This is a genomic window from Leifsonia aquatica H1aii (genome assembly GCF_000633535.1).
GTDB classification, from domain to species: domain Bacteria; phylum Actinomycetota; class Actinomycetes; order Actinomycetales; family Microbacteriaceae; genus Leifsonia; species Leifsonia aquatica_A.
This window is the reverse complement of the sequence record NZ_AYMR01000004.1, coordinates 144019-168345: the sequence shown is the minus strand read 5'-3', so window position 1 is coordinate 168345 and position 24327 is coordinate 144019. Positions and strand designations below refer to the sequence as shown.

23 protein-coding genes and 2 tRNA genes are annotated in these 24327 nt (G+C 69.9%); 16 read left to right on the top strand and 9 right to left on the bottom strand.

The annotated features are described in order from the left end of the window. Positions 1 to 21 precede the first annotated feature (21 nt). A tRNA-Gly gene (locus U870_RS0103185) sits at positions 22 to 92 on the bottom strand. 98 nt (positions 93 to 190) lie between these two features. Between U870_RS0103185 and U870_RS0103180 the strand changes: the two genes are divergently transcribed. The 7 genes from U870_RS0103180 to clpX all read left to right on the top strand — a co-directional run bounded on the left by U870_RS0103180 (position 191) and on the right by clpX (position 5292). After that, a tRNA-Pro gene (locus U870_RS0103180) sits at positions 191 to 265 on the top strand. Positions 266 to 325: 60 nt separating this feature from the next. After that, positions 326 to 1759 carry a trigger factor gene (tig, locus tag U870_RS0103175; RefSeq protein ID WP_025155971.1) on the top strand — a complete coding sequence of 478 codons (1434 nt, stop codon included), beginning with the start codon at positions 326 to 328 and terminating at the stop codon, positions 1757 to 1759. A gap of 7 nt (positions 1760 to 1766) precedes the next feature. Next, complete coding sequence (locus U870_RS24220; protein WP_162819071.1) at positions 1767 to 1907, top strand: hypothetical protein; 141 nt, start codon at positions 1767 to 1769, stop codon at positions 1905 to 1907. After that, a complete protein-coding gene (locus U870_RS0103165) occupies positions 1904 to 2389 on the top strand; it encodes a tetratricopeptide repeat protein (RefSeq protein ID WP_025155970.1) in 486 nt (161 codons plus the stop codon). The genes U870_RS24220 and U870_RS0103165 overlap by 4 nt, the downstream gene beginning before the upstream one ends. Positions 2390 to 2500: 111 nt before the next feature. After that, complete coding sequence (locus tag U870_RS0103160; protein WP_025155969.1) at positions 2501 to 3097, top strand: ATP-dependent Clp protease proteolytic subunit; 597 nt, start codon at positions 2501 to 2503, stop codon at positions 3095 to 3097. A gap of 28 nt (positions 3098 to 3125) precedes the next feature. Continuing rightward, positions 3126 to 3809, top strand: a complete 684-nt coding sequence (locus U870_RS0103155) for an ATP-dependent Clp protease proteolytic subunit (RefSeq protein WP_025155968.1) — start codon at positions 3126 to 3128, stop codon at positions 3807 to 3809. Between the two features lie 208 nt (positions 3810 to 4017). Then, positions 4018 to 5292, top strand: coding sequence for an ATP-dependent Clp protease ATP-binding subunit ClpX (clpX, locus tag U870_RS0103150; RefSeq protein ID WP_025155967.1), 1275 nt, complete (start codon positions 4018 to 4020; stop codon positions 5290 to 5292). Between the two features lie 45 nt (positions 5293 to 5337). Here clpX and U870_RS0103145 read toward each other — a convergent pair whose 3' ends face one another. Both U870_RS0103145 and U870_RS0103140 read right to left on the bottom strand, forming a co-directional pair. After that, positions 5338 to 6645, bottom strand: coding sequence for an ion channel protein (locus U870_RS0103145; RefSeq protein ID WP_025155966.1), 1308 nt, complete (start codon positions 6643 to 6645; stop codon positions 5338 to 5340). A 79-nt stretch (positions 6646 to 6724) separates the two neighbouring features. Next, positions 6725 to 8764 carry a M3 family metallopeptidase gene (locus U870_RS0103140; protein WP_029947114.1) on the bottom strand — a complete coding sequence of 680 codons (2040 nt, stop codon included), beginning with the start codon at positions 8762 to 8764 and terminating at the stop codon, positions 6725 to 6727. A 121-nt stretch (positions 8765 to 8885) separates the two neighbouring features. Here U870_RS0103140 and U870_RS0103135 point away from each other — a divergent pair, with 121 nt between their 5' ends. From U870_RS0103135 to U870_RS0103125, 3 genes are read left to right on the top strand one after another with little or no spacing between them, the layout of a single operon-like run. Further along, entirely contained in the window at positions 8886 to 9524 is a 639-nt protein-coding gene (locus U870_RS0103135; RefSeq protein WP_025155965.1) for an ArsR/SmtB family transcription factor, read from the top strand. Then, positions 9521 to 10825 carry an MFS transporter gene (locus tag U870_RS0103130; protein WP_025155964.1) on the top strand — a complete coding sequence of 435 codons (1305 nt, stop codon included), beginning with the start codon at positions 9521 to 9523 and terminating at the stop codon, positions 10823 to 10825. The genes U870_RS0103135 and U870_RS0103130 overlap by 4 nt, the downstream gene beginning before the upstream one ends. Beyond that, positions 10822 to 11007 (top strand): hypothetical protein, encoded by a 186-nt coding sequence (locus U870_RS0103125; RefSeq protein ID WP_025155963.1) that lies wholly within the window; start codon positions 10822 to 10824, stop codon positions 11005 to 11007. The genes U870_RS0103130 and U870_RS0103125 overlap by 4 nt, the downstream gene beginning before the upstream one ends. 42 nt (positions 11008 to 11049) lie before the next feature. Here U870_RS0103125 and U870_RS0103120 read toward each other — a convergent pair whose 3' ends face one another. The 5 genes from U870_RS0103120 to U870_RS0103100 form a co-directional block, all read right to left on the bottom strand. Next, a complete protein-coding gene (locus tag U870_RS0103120) occupies positions 11050 to 11316 on the bottom strand; it encodes a hypothetical protein (protein WP_025155962.1) in 267 nt (88 codons plus the stop codon). After that, the gene (locus U870_RS0103115) at positions 11316 to 11771 is read right to left on the bottom strand and encodes a GNAT family N-acetyltransferase (protein WP_025155961.1); all 456 of its coding nucleotides are present in this window, start codon (positions 11769 to 11771) and stop codon (positions 11316 to 11318) included. The genes U870_RS0103120 and U870_RS0103115 overlap by 1 nt, the downstream gene beginning before the upstream one ends. Positions 11772 to 11843: 72 nt before the next feature. Further along, on the bottom strand, positions 11844 to 12290 hold the full coding sequence (locus U870_RS0103110; RefSeq protein ID WP_025155960.1) for a GNAT family N-acetyltransferase: 447 nt from the start codon (positions 12288 to 12290) through the stop codon (positions 11844 to 11846). Further along, positions 12287 to 14896, bottom strand: a complete 2610-nt coding sequence (gene valS, locus U870_RS0103105; RefSeq protein ID WP_025155959.1) for a valine--tRNA ligase — start codon at positions 14894 to 14896, stop codon at positions 12287 to 12289. The genes U870_RS0103110 and valS overlap by 4 nt, the downstream gene beginning before the upstream one ends. 88 nt (positions 14897 to 14984) lie before the next feature. Continuing rightward, positions 14985 to 16307 carry an MFS transporter gene (locus U870_RS0103100; RefSeq protein ID WP_025155958.1) on the bottom strand — a complete coding sequence of 441 codons (1323 nt, stop codon included), beginning with the start codon at positions 16305 to 16307 and terminating at the stop codon, positions 14985 to 14987. Between the two features lie 66 nt (positions 16308 to 16373). Between U870_RS0103100 and U870_RS0103095 the strand changes: the two genes are divergently transcribed. The 6 genes from U870_RS0103095 to U870_RS0103070 all read left to right on the top strand — a co-directional run bounded on the left by U870_RS0103095 (position 16374) and on the right by U870_RS0103070 (position 23624). Then, positions 16374 to 16988 (top strand): TetR family transcriptional regulator, encoded by a 615-nt coding sequence (locus U870_RS0103095; RefSeq protein WP_025155957.1) that lies wholly within the window; start codon positions 16374 to 16376, stop codon positions 16986 to 16988. 224 nt (positions 16989 to 17212) lie between these two features. Beyond that, positions 17213 to 20596, top strand: a complete 3384-nt coding sequence (gene ileS, locus U870_RS0103090; RefSeq protein WP_025155956.1) for an isoleucine--tRNA ligase — start codon at positions 17213 to 17215, stop codon at positions 20594 to 20596. Next, positions 20593 to 21969 carry a bifunctional folylpolyglutamate synthase/dihydrofolate synthase gene (locus tag U870_RS0103085; protein WP_025155955.1) on the top strand — a complete coding sequence of 459 codons (1377 nt, stop codon included), beginning with the start codon at positions 20593 to 20595 and terminating at the stop codon, positions 21967 to 21969. Before ileS ends, U870_RS0103085 begins: the two co-directional genes overlap by 4 nt. Beyond that, positions 21966 to 22373, top strand: coding sequence for a DUF4233 domain-containing protein (locus U870_RS0103080; RefSeq protein WP_025155954.1), 408 nt, complete (start codon positions 21966 to 21968; stop codon positions 22371 to 22373). Before U870_RS0103085 ends, U870_RS0103080 begins: the two co-directional genes overlap by 4 nt. Continuing rightward, positions 22370 to 22792 carry a nucleoside-diphosphate kinase gene (gene ndk, locus U870_RS0103075; protein WP_025155953.1) on the top strand — a complete coding sequence of 141 codons (423 nt, stop codon included), beginning with the start codon at positions 22370 to 22372 and terminating at the stop codon, positions 22790 to 22792. The genes U870_RS0103080 and ndk overlap by 4 nt, the downstream gene beginning before the upstream one ends. A gap of 73 nt (positions 22793 to 22865) precedes the next feature. Then, positions 22866 to 23624: an SDR family NAD(P)-dependent oxidoreductase gene (locus tag U870_RS0103070; protein WP_025155952.1), complete on the top strand. Its 759-nt coding sequence runs from the start codon at positions 22866 to 22868 to the stop codon at positions 23622 to 23624. A 53-nt stretch (positions 23625 to 23677) separates the two neighbouring features. Here the strand turns inward: U870_RS0103070 and U870_RS0103065 are convergent, their stop codons facing one another. Continuing rightward, on the bottom strand, positions 23678 to 24295 hold the full coding sequence (locus tag U870_RS0103065; protein ID WP_025155951.1) for a vitamin K epoxide reductase family protein: 618 nt from the start codon (positions 24293 to 24295) through the stop codon (positions 23678 to 23680). Positions 24296 to 24327 lie beyond the last annotated feature (32 nt).

Sequence of the window (24327 nt, the reverse complement as noted above, 5' to 3'; positions counted from 1 at the left end):
CTCGCCCAGTGTCTGTAAGGGAGGGGATGACGGGAATCGAACCCGCGTAATCAGTTTGGAAGACTGAGGCTCTACCATTGAGCTACATCCCCGAAGCCGTGCGTCTGCGACGGCCGGAGACCATCGTAGTACACGCGGGGGGCAGCTCGTGTGCAGTAGACTTGCGCGTGGTCTTTCGCACCGTTGTAGCCGGGGCGTAGCTCAGCTTGGCTAGAGCGCCCGCTTTGGGAGCGGGAGGTCGCAGGTTCGAATCCTGTCGCCCCGACGAGGACCTCGTTCCTTGCGAGAAGACCATCGTTCGAACATTCAGGAGAACCCAGACATCGTGAAGACCACGGTCGAGAAGCTCAGCCCCACCCGCACGAAGCTCACCATCTCGGTGACGCCGGAGGAGCTGAAGCCTTCCATCACCCACGCGTACGAGCACATCGCCGAGCAGGTCAGCATCCCCGGCTTCCGCAAGGGCAAGGTCCCGCCGGCCATCATCGACCAGCGCGTCGGCAAGGCGGCCGTGCTCGAGCACGCCGTCAACGAGGGCCTGGACGGTTTCTACCGTGCAGCCGTCGAGGAGAACGACGTGCGCCCCCTCGGCCGCCCGTCGGCGGACATCACCGAGTGGCCGGCCGAGGCCGACTTCTCGGGCGACCTCCTCCTCACCATCGAGGTCGACGTCCGCCCGGAGATCACCCTGCCGAAGCTCGACGACATCACCATCACGGTGGACGCCGCCGAGATCGCGGACAGCGACATCGACGAGGAGCTCGACACGCTCCGCAGCCGCTTCGGCACACTGGTCACCGTCGACCGCCCGGCCAAGAAGGGCGACTTCGCCCAGATCGACCTGACCGCCGAGATCGGTGGCGAAGAGGTCGACACCGCCGCGAACATCTCCTACGAGATCGGCTCCGGCGAGCTCATCGAGGGCATCGATGAGGCGCTCGACACGCTGACCGCCGGCGAGACCACCACCTTCGAGGCCCCGCTCATGGGCGGCGACCACGAGGGCGAGAACGCGCAGATCACCGTGACGCTGAACGCCGTCAAGGAGCGCGAGCTGCCGGAGGCGGACGACGACTTCGCCCAGATCGCCAGCGAGTTCGACACCATCGCCGAGCTGCGCGACAGCCTGCGCACCCAGGTGGAGCGCTCCAAGGCGTTCGGTCAGGGCACGTCCGCCCGCGACCAGCTCGTGGACACGCTCCTCGAGCTCGTCGAGATCCCGGTCCCCGAGCAGCTCGTCGAGGACGAGGTGCACCGCCACCTCGAGCAGGAGAACCGCCTCGAGGACGACGTGCACCGCGCCGAGGTCACCGAGTCGAGCGAGAAGACCTTCCGCACGCAGATCCTCCTCGACGAGGTCTCCAGCGCCGAGGACATCAAGGTCAGCCAGGACGAGCTCACCCAGTACCTCATCCAGGGTGCCGCGCAGTACGGCATGGACCCGAACGAGTTCGTCAAGATCCTCAGCGAGAACGGCCAGATCCCGTCGATGGTCGGCGAGGTCGCCCGCAACAAGGCGCTCGCGATCGTCCTCGGCAAGGTGAAGGTCGTCGACAGCAACGGCAAGCCGGTCGACCTCAGTGAGTTCACGGCCGTCGCCTCCGGTGACGACGAGGCCGCCGACGACGCGACCGCGGCTCCCGCCGAGGAGGCCCCCGAGGCCCCCGCCGCCGAGGAGAAGCCGGCGAAGAAGGCTGCCGCGAAGAAGGCTCCTGCCAAGAAGCCGGCCGCCAAGAAGAAGGCCGCTGACGCGGAGTGATCCGACAGTGACGACGAAGGCCGGGTGCGTGATGCTCCCGGCCTTCGTCGTCTCCGGCGACGCCGTCGCAGGCATGGGCACCGTCGCAGGCACGGGCACCGTCGCAGGTACGGGCGCCGTCGCAGGCACGGGAGGAGAGCGGGGATGAGTGACTGGCAGCAGCGCGTCGACGCGGTGTGGGGCACTGCCGCGACGCACGGCGAGGAGCGGACCCTGGCCGCGATCCTCGCGCTCGCGGCCGAGCGGCCGGCCGACGATCCGCTCGCGCTCTACGAGACGGCGGGCGCGTACGACTTCGCCGGGCGGGAGGCGGAGGCGGAGCCGTTCTACCGGCGCGCACTCGACGCGGGCCTGAGCGACCCCGAGCGCTCCCGCGCGACCGTCCAGCTCGCCAGCACACTGCGGAACCTCGACCGGCCCCAGGAGGCGGTGGAGCTGCTGCGCGACCTGCTCGCCGCCGACCCGGATGGCCCGCTCGCCCCGGACGCCCGCGCCTTCGCCGCGCTCGCGCTGCACGACCTCGGCCTGCACGCCGAGGCACTGCGGGAGGCGCTCGTCACGCTCGCGCCGCACCTCGGCCGGTACGGCCGGGCCGTGACCGCCTACGCGGACGAACTCGACGACGAGTGATCGCGGGCGGCGAACGGCCGCGCCACGGCTCTCTGCCGAGGGCGAACACCGCGGAAATGGCCGTGGCGCTCCGATAGATTCATTTCCAAGCGACAAGGAAACGGAGCGAACATGGCCGACCTGGGTATCCAGCCCAATGTTTTCGACAGACTGCTGAAGGACCGCATCATCTGGCTCGGGTCCGAGGTCCGGGACGAGAACGCGAACGAGATCGCTGCGAAGCTGCTCCTCCTGGCCGCGGAGGACCCGAAGCGCGACATCTACCTCTACATCAACTCTCCCGGCGGATCGATCACGGCCGGCATGGCGATCTACGACACCATGCAGTTCGTCCCGAACGACATCGTCACGGTCGGCATCGGCATGGCGGCCTCCATGGGCCAGCTGCTCCTCACCGCCGGCACCAAGGGCAAGCGGTACATCACCCCGAACGCGCGCGTCCTGCTGCACCAGCCGCACGGCGGTTTCGGCGGCACCGCGAGCGACATCCAGACCCAGGCGCAGCTCATCCTGGACATGAAGAAGCGACTCGCCGAGATCACGGCCGCGGCCACCGGCAAGTCCGTCGAGCAGGTCAATGCCGACGGCGACCGGGACCGCTGGTTCACAGCACAGGAGGCGCTCGAATACGGGTTCGTCGACCACATCCGCGAGTCGGCGCTCGACGTCGCCGGCGGCGGCGGCACCGACCAGGACTCGACCAAGTAGCGAACGCCGGAAGGACAAGGACACGACAATGAACATCCCCATGCTCGGCGGGGCCCCCACCGGAGGCCAGGCCCTCGGCGGTGTGCAGGCGCCCGGCGCCCGCTACATCCTGCCCAGCTTCGAGGAGCGCACGGCCTACGGCTACAAGCGGCAGGACCCGTACGCGAAGCTCTTCGAGGACCGCATCATCTTCCTCGGCGTCCAGGTGGACGACGCCTCCGCCGACGACATCATGGCCCAGCTGCTCGTGCTCGAGAGCCAGGACCCGGACCGCGACATCGTCATGTACATCAACTCGCCCGGTGGCTCGTTCACCGCGATGACGGCGATCTACGACACGATGCAGTACATCCGTCCGGAGATCCAGACGGTCGTGCTCGGCCAGGCCGCCTCGGCCGCAGCCGTGCTCACCGCCGCGGGAACCCCGGGCAAGCGCCTCGCGCTGCCCAACGCCCGCATCCTGATCCACCAGCCCGCCGTCGGCGAGGCCGGACAGGGCCAGGCGTCGGACATCGAGATCCAGGCCCGCGAGATCCTCCGGATGCGCACCTGGCTCGAGGAGACGCTGTCGCGTCACTCGAACCGGCCGCTGGAGCAGGTCAACAAGGACATCGACCGCGACAAGATCCTGTCTGCGGCGGAGGCTCTCGAGTACGGCCTGATCGACCAGGTCCTCACCAGCCGGAAGTCGCTGCCGGCACTGGTCAAGTAAGCAGTATCCGCGAATGGGCGGGGCGGTCTCCACGACCGCCCCGCCCATTCGTGCGTCCGGGGGTCGATCCGTTTCGCGCACCCCGGCCGCGCGATCTGCTCTCGGCAGAACGATCGAACGGGCCGATCGACCCGCCGGTGCGCACCATTGTCGCTCGCACAGGTTAGGCTCGTGACGAAGAAACCCGTGTAGTAGGAGGGGATGAGAGATGGCACGCATCGGGGAGAGCGCCGATCTGCTCAAGTGTTCCTTCTGCGGCAAGAGCCAGAAGCAGGTCCAGCAGCTGATCGCCGGACCGGGCGTCTACATCTGCGACGAGTGCGTCGAGCTCTGCAACGAGATCATCGAGGAGCGCCTCGCCGAGGCCGGCGAAGAGGCCGCGAGCGAATTCGAGCTGCCGAAGCCGAAGGAGATCTTCGGCTTCCTCGAGGAATACGTCATCGGCCAGGAGCAGGCCAAGCGCTCCCTCGCCGTCGCGGTCTACAACCACTACAAGCGGGTCCGTGCCAAGCAGACCATCACGTCGGCCGACGCCATGGACGACGTCGAGATCGCCAAGAGCAACATCCTGCTGATCGGCCCGACCGGGTGCGGCAAGACCTACCTGGCGCAGACGCTCGCCCGGCGCCTCAACGTGCCGTTCGCCGTCGCCGACGCCACCGCCCTCACCGAGGCGGGCTACGTCGGAGAAGACGTCGAGAACATCCTCCTCAAACTCATCCAGGCCGCCGACTACGACGTCAAGCGCGCCGAGACCGGCATCATCTACATCGACGAGGTCGACAAGATCGCCCGCAAGGCCGAGAATCCGTCGATCACCCGCGACGTCTCCGGCGAGGGCGTGCAGCAGGCGCTGCTCAAGATCCTCGAGGGCACCGTCGCCTCGGTGCCGCCCCAGGGCGGCCGCAAGCATCCGCACCAGGAGTTCATCCAGATCGACACGACGAACGTGCTGTTCATCGTGGCCGGAGCCTTCGCAGGCCTGGAGGAGATCATCTCGTCCCGTGCGGGCAAGAAGGGCATCGGCTTCGGCGCCCCGCTCCACTCCAAAGGCGACGACATCAACCTCTTCAGCGAGGTGCTCCCGGAGGACCTGCACAAGTTCGGGCTCATCCCCGAGTTCATCGGCCGCCTCCCCGTCGTCACGACGGTCACGCAGCTCGACCAGAGCGCGCTGATGCAGATCCTCACCGAGCCGAAGAACGCGCTGGTGCGGCAGTACCAGCGGATGTTCGAGCTCGACGGCGTGCAGCTGGAGTTCGAGCACGCCGCCCTCGAAGCCATCGCCGACCTCGCGGTGCTCCGCAAGACCGGCGCCCGCGGCCTCCGCGCGATCATGGAGGAGGTGCTCGGCCCGATCATGTTCGAGGTGCCGTCCAGCTCCGAGGTCGCCCGGGTGGTCGTCACGAAGGAGGCCGTGCTCGAGAACGCGGCCCCCACGATCGTCCCGCACCGCGCCCGGCGCGAAGAGAAGTCCGCCTGAGGGCTGCCCGCCCCGGCACGACGTCCGACCAGCGGAATCGTGCGGTCACGCTCCGCGTCGGAGTGCGGGAGCGGCGAGACCGTCGGCATTCGCCCGCGGAACGATCAGCCACTGCGGTGAGCGGGTAACCGCGAGCCACGCGGGCAGGATCGCCAGACACATCAGGGGCAGCACCGCGACGCTCTGCGTGACCGCCAGGGCGACGAAGATCGCGATCCAGCCGTCCCGCGCGACCGCCACCGTCATCCCGAGCACACCGGCGGACACGGCCACCGGCAGTGGGATGCCCGGCACCAGCGCCTGCGCGAGCAGACCGACGGCCGCGCCGATGAAGACGGCGGGGAACACGCGTCCGCCACGGAAGCCCGCGCTTGCGGCGACCAGCAGCGCCGCGAGCTTCACCACGACGATCACCAGGAGCTGCAGGGCGGTGTACTGCGCCCGGTCCTGCACCAGTTCGCCCATCTGCTCCAAGCCCTTGAACAGCGTGACGGGCCCGCCGATCGCGCCGAGGACGCCGAGCACCGCGCCGCCGGCGAGCGACACCAGCACCGGGTTGCGCAGCGCGTGGAACGCCCGGTGCACGGCCGGGAAGACCGCCGCGCCCAGCACGCCCAGCACGGCGGCCGCGGTCGCGATGACGAGCGCCGCGACCGCGTCCGGCCAGTGCACCGTCGTGTAGGCCGGCATCGGGATGCCGAACTGCGGGTGCGAGAGCAACGTCATGGTGAGCGAACCGGCCGCAGCGGCCACCAGGGGCAGGAACAGCCGATCCCACAGCGCGCCCCCGCCCGGCGCCGCCGCGACGATACCGGTGAAGACCAGGGCGGCGGCGACCGGGGTGCCGAACATCGCGCCGATGGTCGCGGCCGCGGTCATCAGCAGCACGAGCTCGGTCGGGACACGCTTCCACAGCCGGGCGACCAGAGCTACCAGCAGGCTGGCGTTGATGGCGATGATCGGGTTCTCGGGCCCGAGGCTCACACCTCCCGCGAGCCCGAGCACGGCGGCCAGGGCGAGGGACGGAACGACCAGGGGTCGCAGGGGCGTCGTCACGAGCTCGGTCGTGGCCGAGTCCGGGCCGGCGTGCCCGGGCAGCAGCCACACCGTCAGGCCGACGGCCGTGCCGGTGATGGTCAGGACGAGGAAGATCCACCATCCGGACGCGCCGACGATGCCGAAGGCACCGGGAAGCGCGGTCCAGAGGGCGGTCTGCAGCAGCTCGGCGATCCCGTCGAGCAGCCAGAGCGAGAGCGCGGACAGCACGCCGATCAGGAGAGCCGGGACGCTGAGCAGCAGCAGCATCCGAACGGTCGGCGCGGGCGTCGGGCGCACGGGACCGGCGTCGCTCATGGGGGCTCCCTTCCCGCGGAGTCTCCGCACAGGATAGGGCTCAGGCTAGAGCCTGCGCGGGAAGGGGGCTAGATCCGGGCTAGTCGCCGAGCCCGCGTCGCTTCAGCAGCGGCTCGATGACGGCGTCGCGACCGCGGAAGTCGCGGTACGCCTCCAGCGGATCCTTCGACCCGCCGACCCCGAGCAGCCGGGAGCGGAACCGGTCGCCGTTCGCGCGGGTCAGGCCGCCATTCTCCTTGAACCACTCCACGGTGTCGGCGTCGAGCACCTCGCTCCAGATGTAGGAGTAGTACCCGGCGTCGTATCCGCCCGAGAAGGTGTGCGCGAAGTAGGTGCTGGCATACCGGGGCGGGATGGCCGGTGCGTCCAGGCCGACCGCCGCGAGCGCCTGCGCCTCGAAGTCGGCGACGTCGTCGACGGTGTCGTCCGCGGTGATCGCATGCCAGGCCTGGTCTAGCAGCGCCGCGGCCAGATACTCGCTGGTGGCGAAGCCCTCGTTGAACGACTCGGAGGCGTGCAGCCGGTCGATCAGGTCCTGCGGCATCCGCTCGCCCGTCACGTGGTGCACGGCGTAGTTCGCGACGATCTCGGGCCAGAGCATCCACATCTCGTTGACCTGGCTGGGGAACTCGACGAAGTCGCGGAACACATTCGTCCCGGCGAACTTCGGATACGTCACTCGCGCGAACAGGCCGTGGAGAGCGTGGCCGAACTCGTGGAAGAGGGTGTTCGTCTCGTCGTAGGTCAGCAGCGTCGGCTCACCCGCCGCGGGCTTGGGAACGTTGAGGTTGTTGACAACCACGGTCGGCGTGGCGAGCAGCTCGGACTGCGAGATGAGGGGGTTCATCCACGCCCCGCCGCGCTTGGAGTCGCGAGTGTAGAGGTCGAGGATGTACAGTCCCAGCGGACTGCCGTCCTCGTTGCTCACCTCGAAGACGCGCGCGTCCGGGTGGTACGCGACGAGGTCGGGCCGCTCCTCGAACGTGATGCCGTAGAGACGCGTCGCGGCGTGGAAGACGCCGTCGCGGAGGACCCGCTCGGCCTCGAAGTACGGCCGCATGGCGGCGAAGTCGACGTCGTACGTCTCCTGGCGCACCTGCTCGGTCAGGTGGGCCCAGTCCCAGCTCCGCACGGAGTCGCCCGCGGGGAGGCGGCGCTCCAGGTCGGCCTGCTCGGCGCGGGCGTTGCGGGCGGCGGGAGGAGCGAGCCGGCCGAGCATGTCGGCGACGGCCTGCGGCGTGCGGGCGGTCTGGTCGGCGGTCACGAACGCCGCGTGGCTGTCGAAGCCCAGCAGGCGGGCGCGCTCGGCGCGCAGCCGGGTGATCTCGAGGACGAGCTCGCGGTTGTCGTGCTCGCCGCCGCGGATGCCGCGGGCGCGGGAGGCCGCCATGATCCGCTCCCGCACGTCCCGCCGGGTGAGCGAGGCGAGCCACGGGTGACCGGTGGGGAGCACGAGGGAGACGACGTACCTGCCGTCCAGGCCGCGCTCCCGGGCGGCCTCGGCGGCGGCGGAGATCTCTCCCTCGCCGAGGCCGTCCAGCTCGTCGGCCGAGTCGAGCACCACGGCGAGGTCGTTGGTGTCGGCGAGCAGGTTCTTCTCGAACCGGGTCGTCAGGGTCGACAGCCGCTGGTTGTACTCGCGCAGGCGCTCCTTGTCGGCGTCGTCGAGTCCGGCTCCGGCGAGGGTGAACTCGGTGTGGTAGCGCTCGACCAGGTAGCGGGACTCGGCGTCGAGCCCCAGGTCGTCGAGCCGGTCGTGCACGGCGGCGATCCGGGCGTGGAGGGCGGGGTTGAGGAGGATCGCGTCCTGGTGCGCGGCCAGCTGCGGGGCGATCTCCTCCTCGAGGGCGTTCGTGAAGTCGGTGCTGTCGGAGGAGCTCTTGTTGAAGAACACCTCGGCGACCCGCTGCAGCACCGCACCCGAGCGCTCCAGCGGGAGGAAGGTGTTCTCGAAGGTCGGCGGCTCGGGGGAGGCCGCGATGGCCTCGACCTCGGCGAGCTGCTCCTGGAAGCCGCGCTCGAAGGCCGGACGGTAGTGCTCGTCCCGGATCTCGGCGAACGGCGGCAGCTGATAGGGGAGGGTGCTGGGGGTGAAGAACGGATTCGCGGTGTCTGCCATCACACCAGCCTAGGGCCGAGCATGCAACCGATGCAAAGACTCCTCTGCAAACAGAGTGTTGCAAAGAAACTGATGCAAAGAAACAGTTGCAAAGAAAGCTTTGCGATTGTATTCTCATCGTATGTCCACCGAAGAAGACCGCGCCGCCAACCCCGCCGAGCAGAAGCCGGCGGCGATCTCGCACCCGATGCACGACGCCCTCGGCATGGAGGCACTGCGCGCGCTGGCGCACCCGCTGCGCGTCGAGATCATGAACGAGCTGTCCGACTTCGGCCCGGCCACGGCCAGCGGCCTCGCGGAGCGGCTGGGGGAGTCCAGCGGCTCGACCAGCTACCACCTGCGCCAGCTGGCCAAGCACGACATCATCGTCGAGGACACCGAGCGTGGCTCGGGGCGCGAGCGCTGGTGGCGGATGGCCCCCGGCGGCGTCACGATCGGCTCCCTGGAGACCCTCGCCACCCCGGCAGGACGGGAGGCCAACGAGCTCATCTCGCGCGAGTGGCAGCAGAACAACGAACGCCGGCTGACGGCGTTCGTCCGCCGCGGACTCGACGTCTACGGCAGCGAGTGGATGCAGGCGAGCACGCTCTCCACCTCGCACCTCGAGCTCACCATGGACCAGCTCGCCGAGTTCGGCCGTGAGTACTACGCGCTGCAGGACCGCCTGCGGGAGCAGTGGAAGGCGCAGGACGTCGAGGGCAAGCTCCGCGTGCAGGTGCAGTTCAACGCGTTCCCGCTGGTGGAGGCGAGCGAGCGATGACCGCCGTGACCGGACCGCGCGAGCGCCGGTCGCCGATGGGCGCCGGGTTCAACCGGTTGTGGACCGCGGCGATCGCCAGCAACCTCGCCGACGGGATCGGTCGCACGGCGGTCCCGCTGATCGCCACCACCCTGACCCGGGACCCGGCGCTGATCGCCGGCCTCACCGCCGTGACGTTCCTGCCGTGGCTGCTCTTCGGCATCCCGGCCGGGATGCTGCTGGACCGGGTCGACCGCCGGATCGCGATGGCGGTCGCCAACAGTCTGCGCTTCGCGGTGGCGGCGCTGCTCGCCGGCCTCATCGCCGCCGACGCGTTGACCATCTGGTGGCTGTACGCCTGCGTGCTGCTCTTCGGGCTGGGCGAGACCGTGTTCGACAACGCCACCACGACGGTGGTGCCGAGCCTCGTCGGGCGCGATCAGCTCGATCGCGCGAACGGCCGCATGCAGTCGGCCGAGATCGTCGTCCAGAACTTCATCGCCACGCCGATCGCCGGTTTTCTCTTCGCGGTGGCCCTGGTCCTCCCCGTGTGGCTGACCGGGTCGGGCTTCCTGATCGCAGGGCTGCTCGCCCTCACCATCCCGGCCGCGGCGGCGCGAGCGCACGCCCAGGGTTCGGAGGCCGTGACGGCGGACGGGTCCGCGGAGGCCGCGGAGCGCCCCGGGATGGGCGCGGTGGTCCGCTTCCTCGCCGGGCACCGCTTCCTGCGCAAGATGATCATCCTGACGTCGCTGACGGCGTCGGCCCTGGCCTTCGCCCAGGGCAGCGTGGTCCTCCTGCTGCTGCAGACGTTCTCGGTGCCGGAGACCCTGATCGGGGTCGTGACCGCCGGCGTGGGTGTGGGGGCGCTGGGAGGCGCGTTGATCTCCAGCTCGCTCGTCGCGCGCTTCGGCCGCGGGCGGATCATGTTCTGGTCCATCCTGGTCAGCGGCGTCGGCATCCTGGGCGTCGGCCTCACCGCGAACGTGGTGGTGGCCGTGCTCAGCTACGCGGTCGGCGCGTTCGGCGTCGCCGTCTGGAACGTGCCCTGGGGCGCACTGCGCCAGGCGCTGATCCCGGGCGTGATGCTCGGACGTGCCATGGGTGTCGTCCGCACCATCGGCTGGGGCCTCACCCCGATCGCCACGGTGCTCGGTGGGTTCGTCGCCCGCATCGACCTGCGACTGCCGTTCGTGATCGGCGGCGGCGTGGTCGTCCTGCTCACCGTCATCTGCGCGCGACTCCTGTTCAGCGCCCGCAGCTACGACGCCGGCTCGACCGAGCCGGCGCCCCAGTCCGTCACGGAAGGATCCGCCTCATGACCGCCTACGCTCTCCCGGCCCGCCGGCCGTGGACCCATCGCACCGCGCTCCGCCTGGGGGAGGCGCTCACCGCCTGGGGCACCCGCCCCGTGCGCCGCCCCTCGACCTATTCGGAGCGCATCGAGCTCGTCGAGCGCACACGCGACCGTGCGGCCCGCACGCTTCCCCAGCTTCCCCGCTAGCCGGTCCGTCGGCGGCGTCGAGGGACGGGTGTGCGGAGCGGATCAGAATTCGTCGTAGTCGGTGGCCTGCTGCTCCACCGGCTGGGTGATGGTGGCGGAGTCCTCCTGCGGGTTGTACCGCACGACGGTCCCGTCGTCGAGCTCGACGACCGGACGGCCCTCCAGCCAAGTGAGGGTCCAGCGCCAGCCCGTGGTCTCCACATCGGTGGCGACGAGTTCCTCCTCGACGGTCGACAGCGCGTAGGCGACGACCTCCGGGAGGGTCTCGGGCGGCGTCGCTCCGACGGCCCAGCGGGTTCCGAGCTGCATCAGCTCTGCCCGGCCAGGTCGATCTCGTAGGTCACCCACGAGGTGCGCGAGGCGACGGCGTCGTAGACCCGCTGGGCGTTCGCGTTGTCCTGCGCGGTGATCCACTGGACGACACCCAGCCGGCGCTGCTCGGCGAGCGAACGCACGTGCTGGATGAGGGTGCGGCCGATTCCCGAACCGCGCTCGCTCGCCAGGACGAACAGGTCGTCGAGGAAGAGCCCGCGGTCGCCCTCCAGTGGGCGGGCGAACTCGCGTACGTGCGCGAGGCCGACGATGCGGTCGCCGTCGACGGCGACGAAGCCGAGCTCCTCGTGCTCCGGAGCCGTCAGCCACGACCAGAGGACCAGGGCCCGCTGATCGGTCAGCTCCGTCTCGTAGAACTCCGCGTACTGGGTGTACAGCTCCAGCCAGGCAAAGAAATCTCCGTCCCTGACCGGTCGCACCTCGATCGTCATGGGTTACTCCGTTCGCCTTCCCCATTCGGCCGCGTGGGCCGCCTGCGTGTTCCGACCATATCCCGATCCTCGTCAGGGGACGAGGTCGTAGGTCACCCACTTGGTCTTCTGCGCGACCGCGTCGTACAGGCGGCGCGCGGTCTCGTTGTCCTTCGCGGTGATCCAGCGGACGACCGAGAGGCCGCGATCGTGGGCCGCCTCACGGAGGAACTCGAGCAGTTGCCGACCCGCACCCTCGCCCCGGGCGTCCGGTGCGACGAACAGGTCGTCGAGGTAGAGGCCCTTGCTGCCGTCGAGCGGGCGGACGAACTCGCGCACGTGCGCGACGCCCACCGGGGCGCCGTCGTCATCGATCGCGAAATAGGCCTCCAGCTCGTTGCCGGGGTCGGTGATCCAGCTCCACACGAGAAGCGCTTTCTCATCGGTCACCGGCTTCTCGTAGAAGTCGCCGTAGCCCGCATAGAGGTCGAGCCAGGTGAAGAACTCGTTGTCCTCCACCTTCCGGACGGTCGCCGTCATCGTTCCTCCTCGGTCGGGGTCTGAGCAAGCAGAATATCGGTGACGGTCAGCTCGTCGGCGGATGCGAAACGCAGTTCCGCGATTCTGCCGACCGAACGCAGGTCGGCGGCCGCCGACTCGATCGCGGCGATCTCGGCCTCGGGACCGGCGATGACCGCCGAATCGACCGGCGTGCGCTGGGAGGCCTTGGCGGCCGTCTTGGCGCCGCGGATGCCCGTCAGCGCCCGCCCGACGATGGCGAGCACCGAGCGCTGGTCGTCGCTCGCGGGCGCGACCTCGACCGCGGTCGGCCACGGTGCGACGTGCACCGAGCCCTCGGCGGACCAGCTCCACGCCTCCTCGGCCGCGAACGGCAGGACCGGGGCGAGCAGGCGCAGGAACGCGGACAGCGCCACGCGCAGGGCGACGACGGCCGAGACCTGCTCGGCGTTCGCCTCGCCGTAGGCGCGCTCCTTGACCAGCTCGAGGTAGTCGTCGCAGAAGGTCCAGAAGAACGTCTCGACGACCTCCAGCGCGCGAGCGTGGTCGTAGCCGTCGAGGGATCCGGTGGCGTCGGCGATCACGTCGGAGAGGTTCTGCAGCATCCCGATGTCGAGGGGGCTGGTGACCTGCGCCAGGTCGAGCGACGCGGGCGCCTCGAAGCCGAGGATGAACTTCGCCGCGTTCAGCAGCTTGATGGCCAGCCGGCGGCCGATCTTGATCTGCGTGGGGTTCTGCGGGTCGAAGGCGGCATCGGTGCCGAGGCGCGACGAGGCGGCCCAGTAGCGGACGGCGTCCGAGCCGTGCCGCTCCAGGATGTCGGCGGGGGTGACGACGTTGCCCTTCGACTTCGACATCTTCTTGCGGTCGGGGTCGACGATGAAGCCGGAGATCGCCGCGTTGCGCCACGGGACGACGTCGTTCTCGAGCTGCGAGCGCAGGAGGGTCGAGAACAGCCAGGTGCGGATGATGTCCTGACCCTGCGGGCGCAGGTCGAACGGGGAGACGGCGTGGAACAGGGCGTCGTCGCGCTCCCAGCCTCCCGCCAGCTGCGGCGTGAGGGAGGAGGTCATCCAGGTGTCCATGACGTCGAGCTCGCCGACGAAGCCGCCGGCCTGGCCGCGCTGCGACTCGTCGTGGCCCGGGGCCGGGTCGGACGACGGATCGACCGGGAGCTGCTCCTCGGTGGGCAGGATGGGCTGGTCGAAGACCGGGTTGCCCTCGGCGTCCAGCGGGTACCAGACCGGGATGGGCACGCCGAAGAAGCGCTGGCGCGAGATGAGCCAGTCGCCGGTCAGGCCGTTGACCCAGTTCTCGTAGCGCACGCGCATGAACTCCGGGTGCCAGTCGATCTCGCGCCCGAGCTCGATGAGGCGCCGGCGGAGCTGCTCGTCCCGGGCGCCGTTCTTGACGTACCACTGGCGGGTGGACACGATCTCCAGCGGCTTGTCGCCCTTCTCGAAGAACTTGACGGGGTGCTGGATGGGCTTCGGGTCGCCGATCAGGTCGCCCGAGGCGCGCAGCAGCTCCACGACGGCCTGCTTGGCAGAGAAGGTGGTCTTGCCCGCGAGCTCGGCGTAGGCGGCCTTGCCCTCGTCGCTCTCGATCGCCGCGGGAGGCTCGCCGATGATGCGGCCGTCGAAGCCGATGATCGCGCGGTTCGGGAGATCGAGCTCGCGCCACCAGACCACGTCCGTGATGTCGCCGAACGTGCAGATCATCGCGATGCCGCTGCCCTTGTCGGGCTGGGCGAGGTGGTGGGCGACGACCGGCACCTCGACGCCGAAGACGGGCGTGCGGACGGTGGTGCCGAACAGCGGCTGGTAGCGCTCGTCGTCGGGGTGGGCGACCAGGGCGACGCACGCGGGGAGGAGCTCCGGGCGGGTGGTCTCGATGTAGACGGGACCATCGGCGCCGTGGAAGGCGACGCGGTGGTACGCGCTCGGCTGCTCGCGGTCCTCGAGCTCGGCCTGGGCCACGGCGGTGCGGAACGTGATGTCCCACAGGGTCGGCGCGAGGGCCTGGTACGCCTCGCCGCGGTGGATGTTGCGGAGGAACGCGAGCTGCGAGGTCCTGAGCGACTCGTGGCCGATGGTGCGGTAGGTCTGCGACCAGTCGACGGAGAGGCCGAGCGAGCGCCAGAGCGCCTCGAACTGCTTCTCGTCCTCGACCGTGAGTCGTTCGCACAGCTCGATGAAGTTGCGGCGCGAGATCGGCTTCTGGTCGGCCGCCTTGCTGCTCTTGTTGTCGCCGCCCTCGAACGGCGGGACGAAGTCCGGCTCGTAGGGGAGGGTCGGGTCGCAGCGGACGCCGTAGTAGTTCTGCACGCGGCGCTCGGTGGGGAGGCCGTTGTCGTCCCAGCCCATCGGGTAGAAGACGTGCTTGCCGCGCATGCGCTGGTAGCGCGCGACGACGTCGGTGTGGGTGTAGCTGAAGACGTGCCCGATGTGCAGCGACCCGGATGCGGTCGGCGGCGGGGTGTCGATCGAGTAGACGCAGTCGCGGCCCGCGGCCAGCGCGGACTCGCGGTCGAAGCGGAAGGTGCCCTGCTGCTGCCAGCGGTCGCCCCACTTGGCTTCCAGGCCCTCCAGTGCGGGCTTCTCGGGCACGGGGTTCGCGGCGCTCATGGTCCTCCGGTTCGATATGTGCGGCACCGTGTCATCGGGGTGCCTGAGTGTGCGACCGTACAAGCGTACCGGAGGACCGCGCCGCTGTTCAGACCTCGTCGACGATGGGCGCCCTCCGGGACGCGATCAGCGCGGCGACCAGGGTGATGACGCTCATCAGTCCGAGCACGATGCCCGGGTGCCACCAGGCGTTGCCGGTGGCGCCGCCGAGCAGGAGCGTCAGAGCCGGCACGAAGGCCGTGAGGAGGGCGGCGATGCTGTACGCGACCGAGAGCCCGCTGTAGCGCACCTCGCTCGGGAACAGGTCCGACATCAGGCCGCCGAGACCCGCCCAGGACAGCGTCGGCAGGATCCCGCCGACGATCATGCTGCCGACCAGGATGGGGAACGTCGCGTACTGCAGCAGGAAGTACATCGGGAACGCGATGATCAGCGTCCCGATCGCACCGATCATGACGACCCGCGCCGAACCGATCCTGGTCGCCCAGACGCCGAACAGCGGGATGGTCACCAGCTGCAGCAGGCCGCCGATCGTCGTGGCGATGAGCAGGTCCTGGAAGCTGAACCCGAGCGTGGCGGTGCCGTAGTCGACCATGTAGGTGTTCATCAGCGAGTAGGAGCCGATGCCGAGCACGGCCGCGCCGATCGCGATGACGAAGCCGGACGGCGCCTTGCGGAACACGTCGAGGAGCGGGAACCGGTCGCGCGTGCCGGTCTCGAGCAGCTGCTTGAAGACCGGCGTCTCGTCGATCGACCAGCGCAGGTAGAGGGAGACGAGCAGGAGCGGGATGGCCGTGAGGAACGGCAGGCGCCAGCCCCACGCGGCGATCTGGTCGGCCGGGATGAGCGCGGTCATCGCGATGAAGACCACCGCACTCAGGATGGAGCCCACCGGGGAGCCGAGCTGGGGGAGCGCGGCGTAGAAGCCGCGGCGCTTCGGGTTCGCGTACTCGGTCGCCAGGAGGATCGAGCCTCCCCACTCCCCGCCGAGCGACAGGCCCTGCACCAGGCGCAGGATCACGAGCGCGATCGCGCCGAACCATCCCGCCTGGGCGTAGGTCGGCAGCAGGCCGACGAGACCCGTGCCGATCCCCATCATCGCGATGGTGATCAGCAGCGTCGGGCGTCGGCCGATCCGGTCGCCGAGGTGACCGAAGACGATCGCACCGATCGGGCGGATGACGAAGCCGGCCGCGATGGTGAGGAAGCCGGCCAGGACGCCACCGAACGCGCCGAGCGGCTGGAAGAACAGCGGCCCGACGAAGAACGCGCTGAAGTAGGCGAACAGGTAGAAGTCGTACGATTCGAGGGCGGTCCCAACGAACGAGGCGATCGTGACGCGACGTGCGGTGCCGGGCGTGATGCCGGGGCGATCCGTCTCGCTGCGCACGGCGGTGGGGGTGGTTGTCACGGGCGTCCTTCGCATTCGTTGATAAGTGGACCGGGTCCAATAATAGGCATTCGAGAGGAACACCCGATGGCGTCACCGCATTCCGGCTCCGGCCGACCCCGTGCGTCCTCCCGGCAGATGATCGCCGAAGCGGCAGGCGAGCTGTTCCTGGAGCAGACGTACGCGGGGACGACGATCGACGACATCGCGCGCCGGGCCGGGGTGAGCCGGGCGACGTTCTTCAACTACTTCCCGGCCAAGAGCGACCTGCTGTGGCTGGAGGTCGACGAGTCGCTGGGCGGGTTCGCGGCCGGGGTCTCGGCGCCCGACGACGCCCGGCCGCCGCTGGACGCCGTGCTCGACGCCGTCGTCCGCCTCGCGGAGGGCTTCGGCCCCGACCGGTTGCCGCTGGCCGTCACCCAGGTGGAGCTGATGGGCACGGACGCGGAGCTCCAGGCCTCCGGCCTCCCGCGCTTCCTCGAGCTGGTCCGGGTGGTCGCGGCGGCCATCGCGACCCGTACCGGCGACGACCCCGATGCGCTGCTCCCGCGTTCGGCCGCCACCGCGGTGGTCGGGGCCGCGGTCGCCGCCGCCACCGTCTGGGCGCGCGCCGGCGTGCGCCGCGGCCCGCTCGCCCCGCTCGTGCGTGCCGCCGTCGGGCCGGTCTGCCGGGGCTACGCGACCGTGCTGGCGAACGGGTAGAATCGACGGCAACGACTACGACCCGGCCATCACCGGCGAGTCTTCGGAAGAACCGTGTCGCTCCGGCGGCACGCAGTAGAACCGAACGGGGCCGGCCCGTCACAGCCGAAGAAGGAGAGGTTCCGTCCGGCGACGCCGGTGGGCGGGGCAAGCGGGGTGGTACCGCGACGGGTGTGCGAACGCCCGGCGTCCTCGTGCAGACCAGCGAACCTGCCAGGAGAGAGATGCCGTACCCCAAGTCCGCACCGGACGCGCCCGAGCCCGAGCGCCTGGACGCCGACGGCGCAGCCGCCCCCCGTCGCCCGCAGGTGGAGCCCAGCCCCGCCTTCCCCGAGATCGAGACGGGCATCCTCGCGTTCTGGAAGAAGGACGACACCTTCCGCGCCTCCGTGGCCAACCGTGAAGGTGCGCCGGAGTGGGTCTTCTACGACGGGCCTCCCTTCGCGAACGGCCTGCCGCACTACGGCCACCTGCTGACCGGGTACGCCAAGGACGTCTTCCCGCGCTTCCAGACCATGCGTGGCAAGCAGGTCCACCGGCGCTTCGGCTGGGACACCCACGGCCTCCCGGCCGAGCTCGAGGCGGAGCGGCAGCTCGGCCTGACCGACAAGAGCCAGATCGAGGAGATGGGCATCGCCGCCTTCAACCAGGCGGCGAAGGACTCCGTGCTGCGCTACACGAAGGAGTGGCAGGAGTACGTCACCCGTCAGGCGCGCTGGGTCGACTTCGACAACGACTACAAGACCCTCGACGTGACCTACATGGAGTCGGTGATCTGGGCCTTCAAGCAGCTGCACGAGAAGGGCCTCGCCTACGAGGGCTATCGCGTGCTCCCGTACTGCTGGCGCGACCAGACCCCGCTGTCCAACCACGAGCTGCGGATGGACGACGACGTCTACAAGATGCGTCAGGACCAGACGGTCACGGTGACGTTCCCGCTCGTCGGGGCGAAGGCGGAGGCGCTCGGACTCACGGGTGTGCGCGCCCTCGCCTGGACGACGACGCCCTGGACCCTCCCGACCAACCTGGCCCTGGCGGTCGGTCCGGCGATCAACTACGCGGTCGTCCCGGCGGGCCCGAATGGCGCCGCCGACACCCACGGAGCTACGGAGGACGACGTCCTGAGCGGCGAGTACCTCATCGCCGTCGACCTGCTGGGCAACTACGCGAAGGACCTCGGCTACGAGTCCGCCGCCGACGCCCAGGCCGCGGTCTCGCGCAGCATCCTCGGTTCCGAGCTGGAGGACGTGCACTACGACCGTCTCTGGGACTACTACGCCGACGCGGAGACCTACGGGACGCAGAACGCGTGGCGCATCCTCGTCGACGACTACGTCACGACCGAGGACGGCACCGGCATCGTGCACCAGGCTCCCGCCTACGGCGAGGACGACCAGCGCGTCACCGAGGCCGCCGGGATCCCGATGATCATCTCCGTCGACGACGGCGCGCGCTTCCTGCCCGCTGTCGGCGACGTCGCCGGGATGCAGGTCTTCGACGCGAACAAGCCGCTGACCAAGCTCCTGAAGGATCAGGGACGTCTGCTCCGTCAGGCGAGCTACGAGCACTCGTATCCGCACTGCTGGCGCTGCCGCAACCCGCTGATCTACAAGGCGGTCTCCAGCTGGTTCGTCCGGGTCACGGAGTTCCGCGACCGGATGGGCGAGCTCAACCAGGAGATCAACTGGGTCCCGGAGAACGTCAAGGACGGCCAGTTCGGCAAGTGGGTCGCCGGCGCCCGTGACTGGTCCATCTCCCGCAACCGCTACTTCGGCTCGCCGATCCCGGTCTGGAAGAGCGACGACCCGGCGTATCCGCGCACCGACGTGTACGGATCGCTGGAGGAGCTGGAGCGCGACTTCGGACGGCTGCCGCTGAACGCCGCGGGGGAGCCCGACCTGCACCGGCCGTTCATCGACGACCTGACGCGCCCGAACCCGGACGACCCGACGGGCCGCTCGACGATGCGACGCATCACGGACGTGCTCGACGTGTGGTTCGACTCAGGGTCGATGCCGTTCGCCCAGGTGCACTACCCGTTCGAGAACCGCGAGTGGTTCGACACGCACCACCCGGCGGACTTCATCGTCGAGTACATCGGCCAGACCCGCGGGTGGTTCTACCTGCTGCACACCCTCTCGACGGCGCTCTTCGACCGCCAGGCCTTCACCAACGTGATCAGTCACGGCATCGTGCTGGGCAGCGACGGGCAGAAGATGTCGAAGTCGCTGCGCAACTACCCGGACGTGAACGAGGTGTTCGACCGCGACGGCTCCGACGCGATGCGCTGGTTCCTGATGTCGAGCCCCGTCCTGCGCGGCGGCAACCTGGTGGTGACCGAGGAGGGCATCCGCGAGGGCGTCCGCCAGGTGCTGCTGCCGCTGTGGAGCACCTGGTACTTCTTCTCGCTCTACGCCAACGCGACAGGGTACGAGGCGAAGCGCTCCGTGACTTCCACGGACGTGCTCGACCGCTACCTGCTCGCCAAGACGCAGGACCTCGTGGCGGCTGTGACAGCCGACCTGGAGGGCCTCGACTCGACGCTGGCCGCGGCCAAGCTGCGCGACTTCGCCGATGTGCTCACCAACTGGTACGTGCGCCGGTCCCGCGACCGGTTCTGGACCGGCGTTGCGGAGGACGGCACCGGCGCCGAGGCGTTCGACACGCTCTACACGGTGCTCGAGACCCTCACCCGCGTCGCGGCCCCGCTGCTGCCGCTGGTGTCGGAGCAGATCTGGAAGGGCCTCACCGGCGGGCGCAGCGTGCACCTGACCGACTGGCCCGACGCGGCGGAGTTCCCGGCCGACGACGCGCTCGTCGACGCGATGGACCGCATCCGTGCGATCAGCTCGACCACGCTCTCGCTGCGCAAGCAGGCGGGGCTGCGCGTGCGGCTGCCGTTGGCGGCGCTGACCGTGGTGGCGCAGAACGCGGACGCGCTGCGGCCGTTCGAGGCCATCCTGCGCGATGAGCTCAATGTGAAGGCGGTGGAGTTCGTCGAGCTGCACGACGACAGCGCGTCCGCCTACGGCATCACCAGCAAGCTGACGGTGAACGCCCGTGCCGCAGGCCCACGTCTCGGCAAGCAGGTGCAGCAGGTGATCGGCGCCGCCCGCGCCGGCGACTGGAGCGAGCAGGACGGCGTCGTGACCGTCGGCGGCATCCAGCTGGTCGAGGGGGAGTACGATCTCGTGCTCGAGACCGCCCAGGCCGATGAGGAGTCGTCGAGTGCGCTCGCGCTGCTGGCCGGCGGTGGCTTCGTGCTGCTCGACACCCGCACCACGCCCGAGCTGGAGGCGGAGGGCCTGGCCCGCGACGTCATCCGCGCCGTGCAGGACACCCGCAAGGCGGCCGGCCTCGACGTGAGCGACCGGATCGAGCTGTCGCTGAGCTTCGACAGCCCGGAGGACGGGGCGGCCGTGGAGGCGGCCGCGGCCACCGTGGACATCGCGGCCGAGACGCTCGCCGCGCTGATCGGCATCGCCGCGGGCGGCGTGGCCGCCACGAGCGCTCCGGACGAGTTCAGGAAGAGCTTCACGGCACGGCAGTTCGGGAACGCGGGAGCGTTCACGGTGGGCGTGGCCAAGACGGAGGTGACGGTCCGATGAGCGACGAGATTCCCGCGGACGACTGGCGCGACCAGGCCGAAGCGGTCTACCAGGCACTGCTCGCCCGGGTCGGAGAGGGTGCCCCCGAGCGCCGGCTCGACGCCACGCGTCGTGCGGTGGAGCTGCTGGGCGACCCGCAGCGCGCCTATCCGATCGTCCACATCACCGGCACCAACGGCAAGACGTCGACCAGCCGCATCGTGGAGAGCCTCCTGCGCGCCTACGGGCTGCGCACGGGGCTTCTCACGAGCCCGCACCTCGTGCGCTTCAACGAACGCATCGTGATCGACGGCCAGCCGATCTCCGACGAGGAGCTCGTCCGCAACTGGGACGACGTGCGCCCGTACCTCGAGATCGTCGACGCCGAGCTGGAGGAGCAGGGCAAGGCTCCGCTCACCTTCTTCGAGGCGCTGACGGCCCTGGCCTACGCGGTCTTCGCCGACTCTCCCGTCGACGTCGCGGTGATCGAGGTCGGCATGGGCGGCGAGTGGGACTCCACGAACGTCGGCGACGGCCAGGTGGCCGTGTTCACGCCGATCTCGCTGGACCACACCCGGGCCCTGGGCGACACGATCGAGGAGATCGCGCGCACCAAGTCGGGCATCATCAAGCCGTCCGCCGATGTGGTCACCTCCGCCCAGTCTCCGGAGGCGCTCGACGTGCTGCGGGAGGCTGCGGCCCTGACCGAGTCCAGCCTGGCGCTGCAGCCGCGCGACTTCGACGTGGCATCGACCAGTGTCGCCGTCGGCGGCCAGCTGGTGACCGTCCGCGGTCGCGCCGCGACCTATGAGGACGTCTTCCTGCCGCTGTACGGCGACCATCAGGCGCAGAACGCCGCCGTGGCCGTCGCCGCGGTCGAGACGTTCCTCGGCCGGGGATCGCAGCCGCTGAAGGCCGATCTCGTCGAGGAGGGCTTCGCCACCGCCACGTCGCCCGGCCGGCTGCAGCTGATCGGGATCGAACCGACCATCCTGGTCGACGCGGCGCACAACCCGGCGGGTGCGGCGTCGCTCGCCGACGCCCTGCGGCGCTACTTCGACTTCGACAAGCTCACCTTCGTGCTCGGCGCCCTCGCCGACAAGGACACCCGCGGCATCGTGCGCGCTCTCGCACCGGTCGCGACGCAGTTCTACGTGACCGAGCCGGCGAGCGAGCGCGCCCTGGAGGCCGAGGAGCTCGGCGACATCGTGCGCGACGAGGTCGGCGACGAGGCGACGATCGTCTACACGGATGCCGTGGACGCTCTCGAATCGGCCCGCGAGTGGGCGGGCGATGCCGGCCGGCGCGCGGTCGTCGTCACGGGCTCCATCGTCCTCGTCGGCGCTGCCATGGCGTATGCCGAGGAGCAGGAGTGGAAGGGGTCCGGCGCGTGAGCGACGATGCGCCCACCCCTGCACCGGCGCCTCGCGCCCGCCGCAGGCGGAGCCTTCGCGAGAGCCTGGGCTCCATCCTGCTCGCCTTCGAACTCGTGATCGTGTTCCTCGGCGCGCTCGTGCTGTTCGGGCTCGGAGCCCTGCCGCCGGCGGTCGCACTCGGCGGGGGAGCAGCCGTCATCGTGCTCATGATCCTGGCGGTCGGCACCCTGCGCTGGCCGATCGGCGTCGTGCTCGGCTGGATCGTGCAGCTGACGGTCGTCGCCGCCGGCTTCCTGGTGCCCGCCTTCTTCATCGTGGGGGCGATCTTCACGGCCATGTGGACCTACTGCATGATCGCCGCCGCCCGCATCGACCGCAACCAACGGGCCGCCACGGCCCACAACGGAACGGAGAACCCATGACCACCGCCGTCGAAGAGACCCTCGTCCTCGTCAAGCCCGACGGGGTCGCCCGCAGCCTGACCGGCGAGATCCTGCGCCGCATCGAGGCCAAGGGCTACTCGCTCGTGGACATCCGGATGCTGCAGGCCGACCGCGAGCTGCTCGCGAAGCACTACGAGGAGCACGAGGGCAAGCCGTTCTACGAGCCGCTGGTCGAGTTCATGGAGTCGGGCCCGATCGTCGCGCTCCGCGTCGCCGGCAACCGCGTGATCGAGGGTTTCCGCTCGCTCGCCGGGACGACGGATCCGACCACGGCCGCCCCCGGGACGATCCGCGGGGACCTCGCCCGCGACTGGGGGCTCAAAGTGCAGCAGAACCTCGTGCACGGCTCCGACTCGCCCGAGTCCGCGCAGCGCGAACTCGCGCTCTGGTTCGGCTGAGCCGCACATTCCAACGGTCGTCGCGGCCCCGGGGCCCCCAGGGCCGCGATCACCGCATCCGGGAGGAGGACCCGTGACGGACCTGCAGCAGCTCTTCGGCCTCGATGGCCGGACCGCGCTGGTCACCGGCGGCAGCTCGGGGATCGGCCACGCCATCGCCGTGGCCCTCGCGGGGGCCGGCGCGCACGTGCTCGTCGCCGCACGGACCGCCGCACCGATCGAGTCGACCGTGGAGCGGATCCGCTCGCGTGGAGGTTCTGCGGACGGCGTGCGGGCCGATCTCTCGACCCGTGGCGGGGCCCACGCCCTGGCCGATGCCGTCGGTGACGTCGATGTCCTCGTCAACTCGGCCGGCATCAATCTGCGGCCGCCGATGCCGGAGCTGGACGAAGCCACGTGGGACGCCACGATGGCGGTCAACCTGGACGCCCCCTTCATCCTGGGGCAGCGCCTCGCACCCGGCATGGCCGTCCGAGGCTACGGCCGCCTCATCCACATCAGCTCCCAGCAGGCGCACCGGCCGTTCGCTTCGAGTGGCGCCTACGGTGTCTCGAAGGCGGCGCTGGAGGCGCTCGCCCGCTCCCAGGCCGAGGCCTGGTCGGCGGACGGGGTCACCGCCAACGTGCTCATCCCCGGATTCGTGCAGACCCCGCTGAACCGCCGGCTCAGCGCGGACCCCGAGACGGTCGAGCGGCTGGCGGCGCGCACCCTGGTCGGACGCAACGGTCGACCCGACGACTTCGCCGGGGCCGCCGTCTTCCTCGCCGGTCCGGGCTCCGCCTACGTCACCGGGCAGTCGATCGCCGTGGACGGCGGGTTCTCCGTCCACTGACGTCGGGTCGGCGTCCGAAGCGGGACGCCGCGCGACTCTCCGAAACGCGAGTCTCAGATGAAGGCGCGGTGGATCCAGTCCAGCTGGATCTGCGCCAGGATGGCGACGATCGCGTAGCACACGATGGTGATCAGCGGCACCCAGCTGTAGGCCGCGCCGAAGAAGCGACGCGCCCGGGCCGACGATGGGATGTGACCCTCCTTGAGGTTGTAGAGGGTCACCGCCCAGAAGGTCGGGATGGTGACCAGCCAGGTCACCATGCACCAGGGGCACAGCACGTTCAGCACCGTGAGCGACTGGGTGATCAGGAAGATCACGAGTGCGAGTGCGAGGGCGACGCCCACGTTGAAGGCGATCCAGTACCAGCGGGCGAAGCGGCCGCGGACGGCGAACAGGCCGACCCCGACCGCGATGGTCGCCGTCCAGCCGCCGAGCCCCAGAACCGGGTTCGGGAAGCCGAGCAGCGAACCCTGCCACGAGTTCAGGTTCTTGGAACAGCCGACCAGCACGTTGAAGTTGCAGGAGAGCTGGGCGTCGGGGTGCTCGAGCAGGTGGAACTTGTCCACCGTCAGCATGAACGCGGCCCAGAGGCCCACGACACCGGCGACGATCAGGAAGATCGCGAGGACGGTCGGGCGGCGGTAGGGCGCCGCGACGGCAGGTTCAGACACTCTCGGATTATGGCATGCGCCACGCGGGTGGT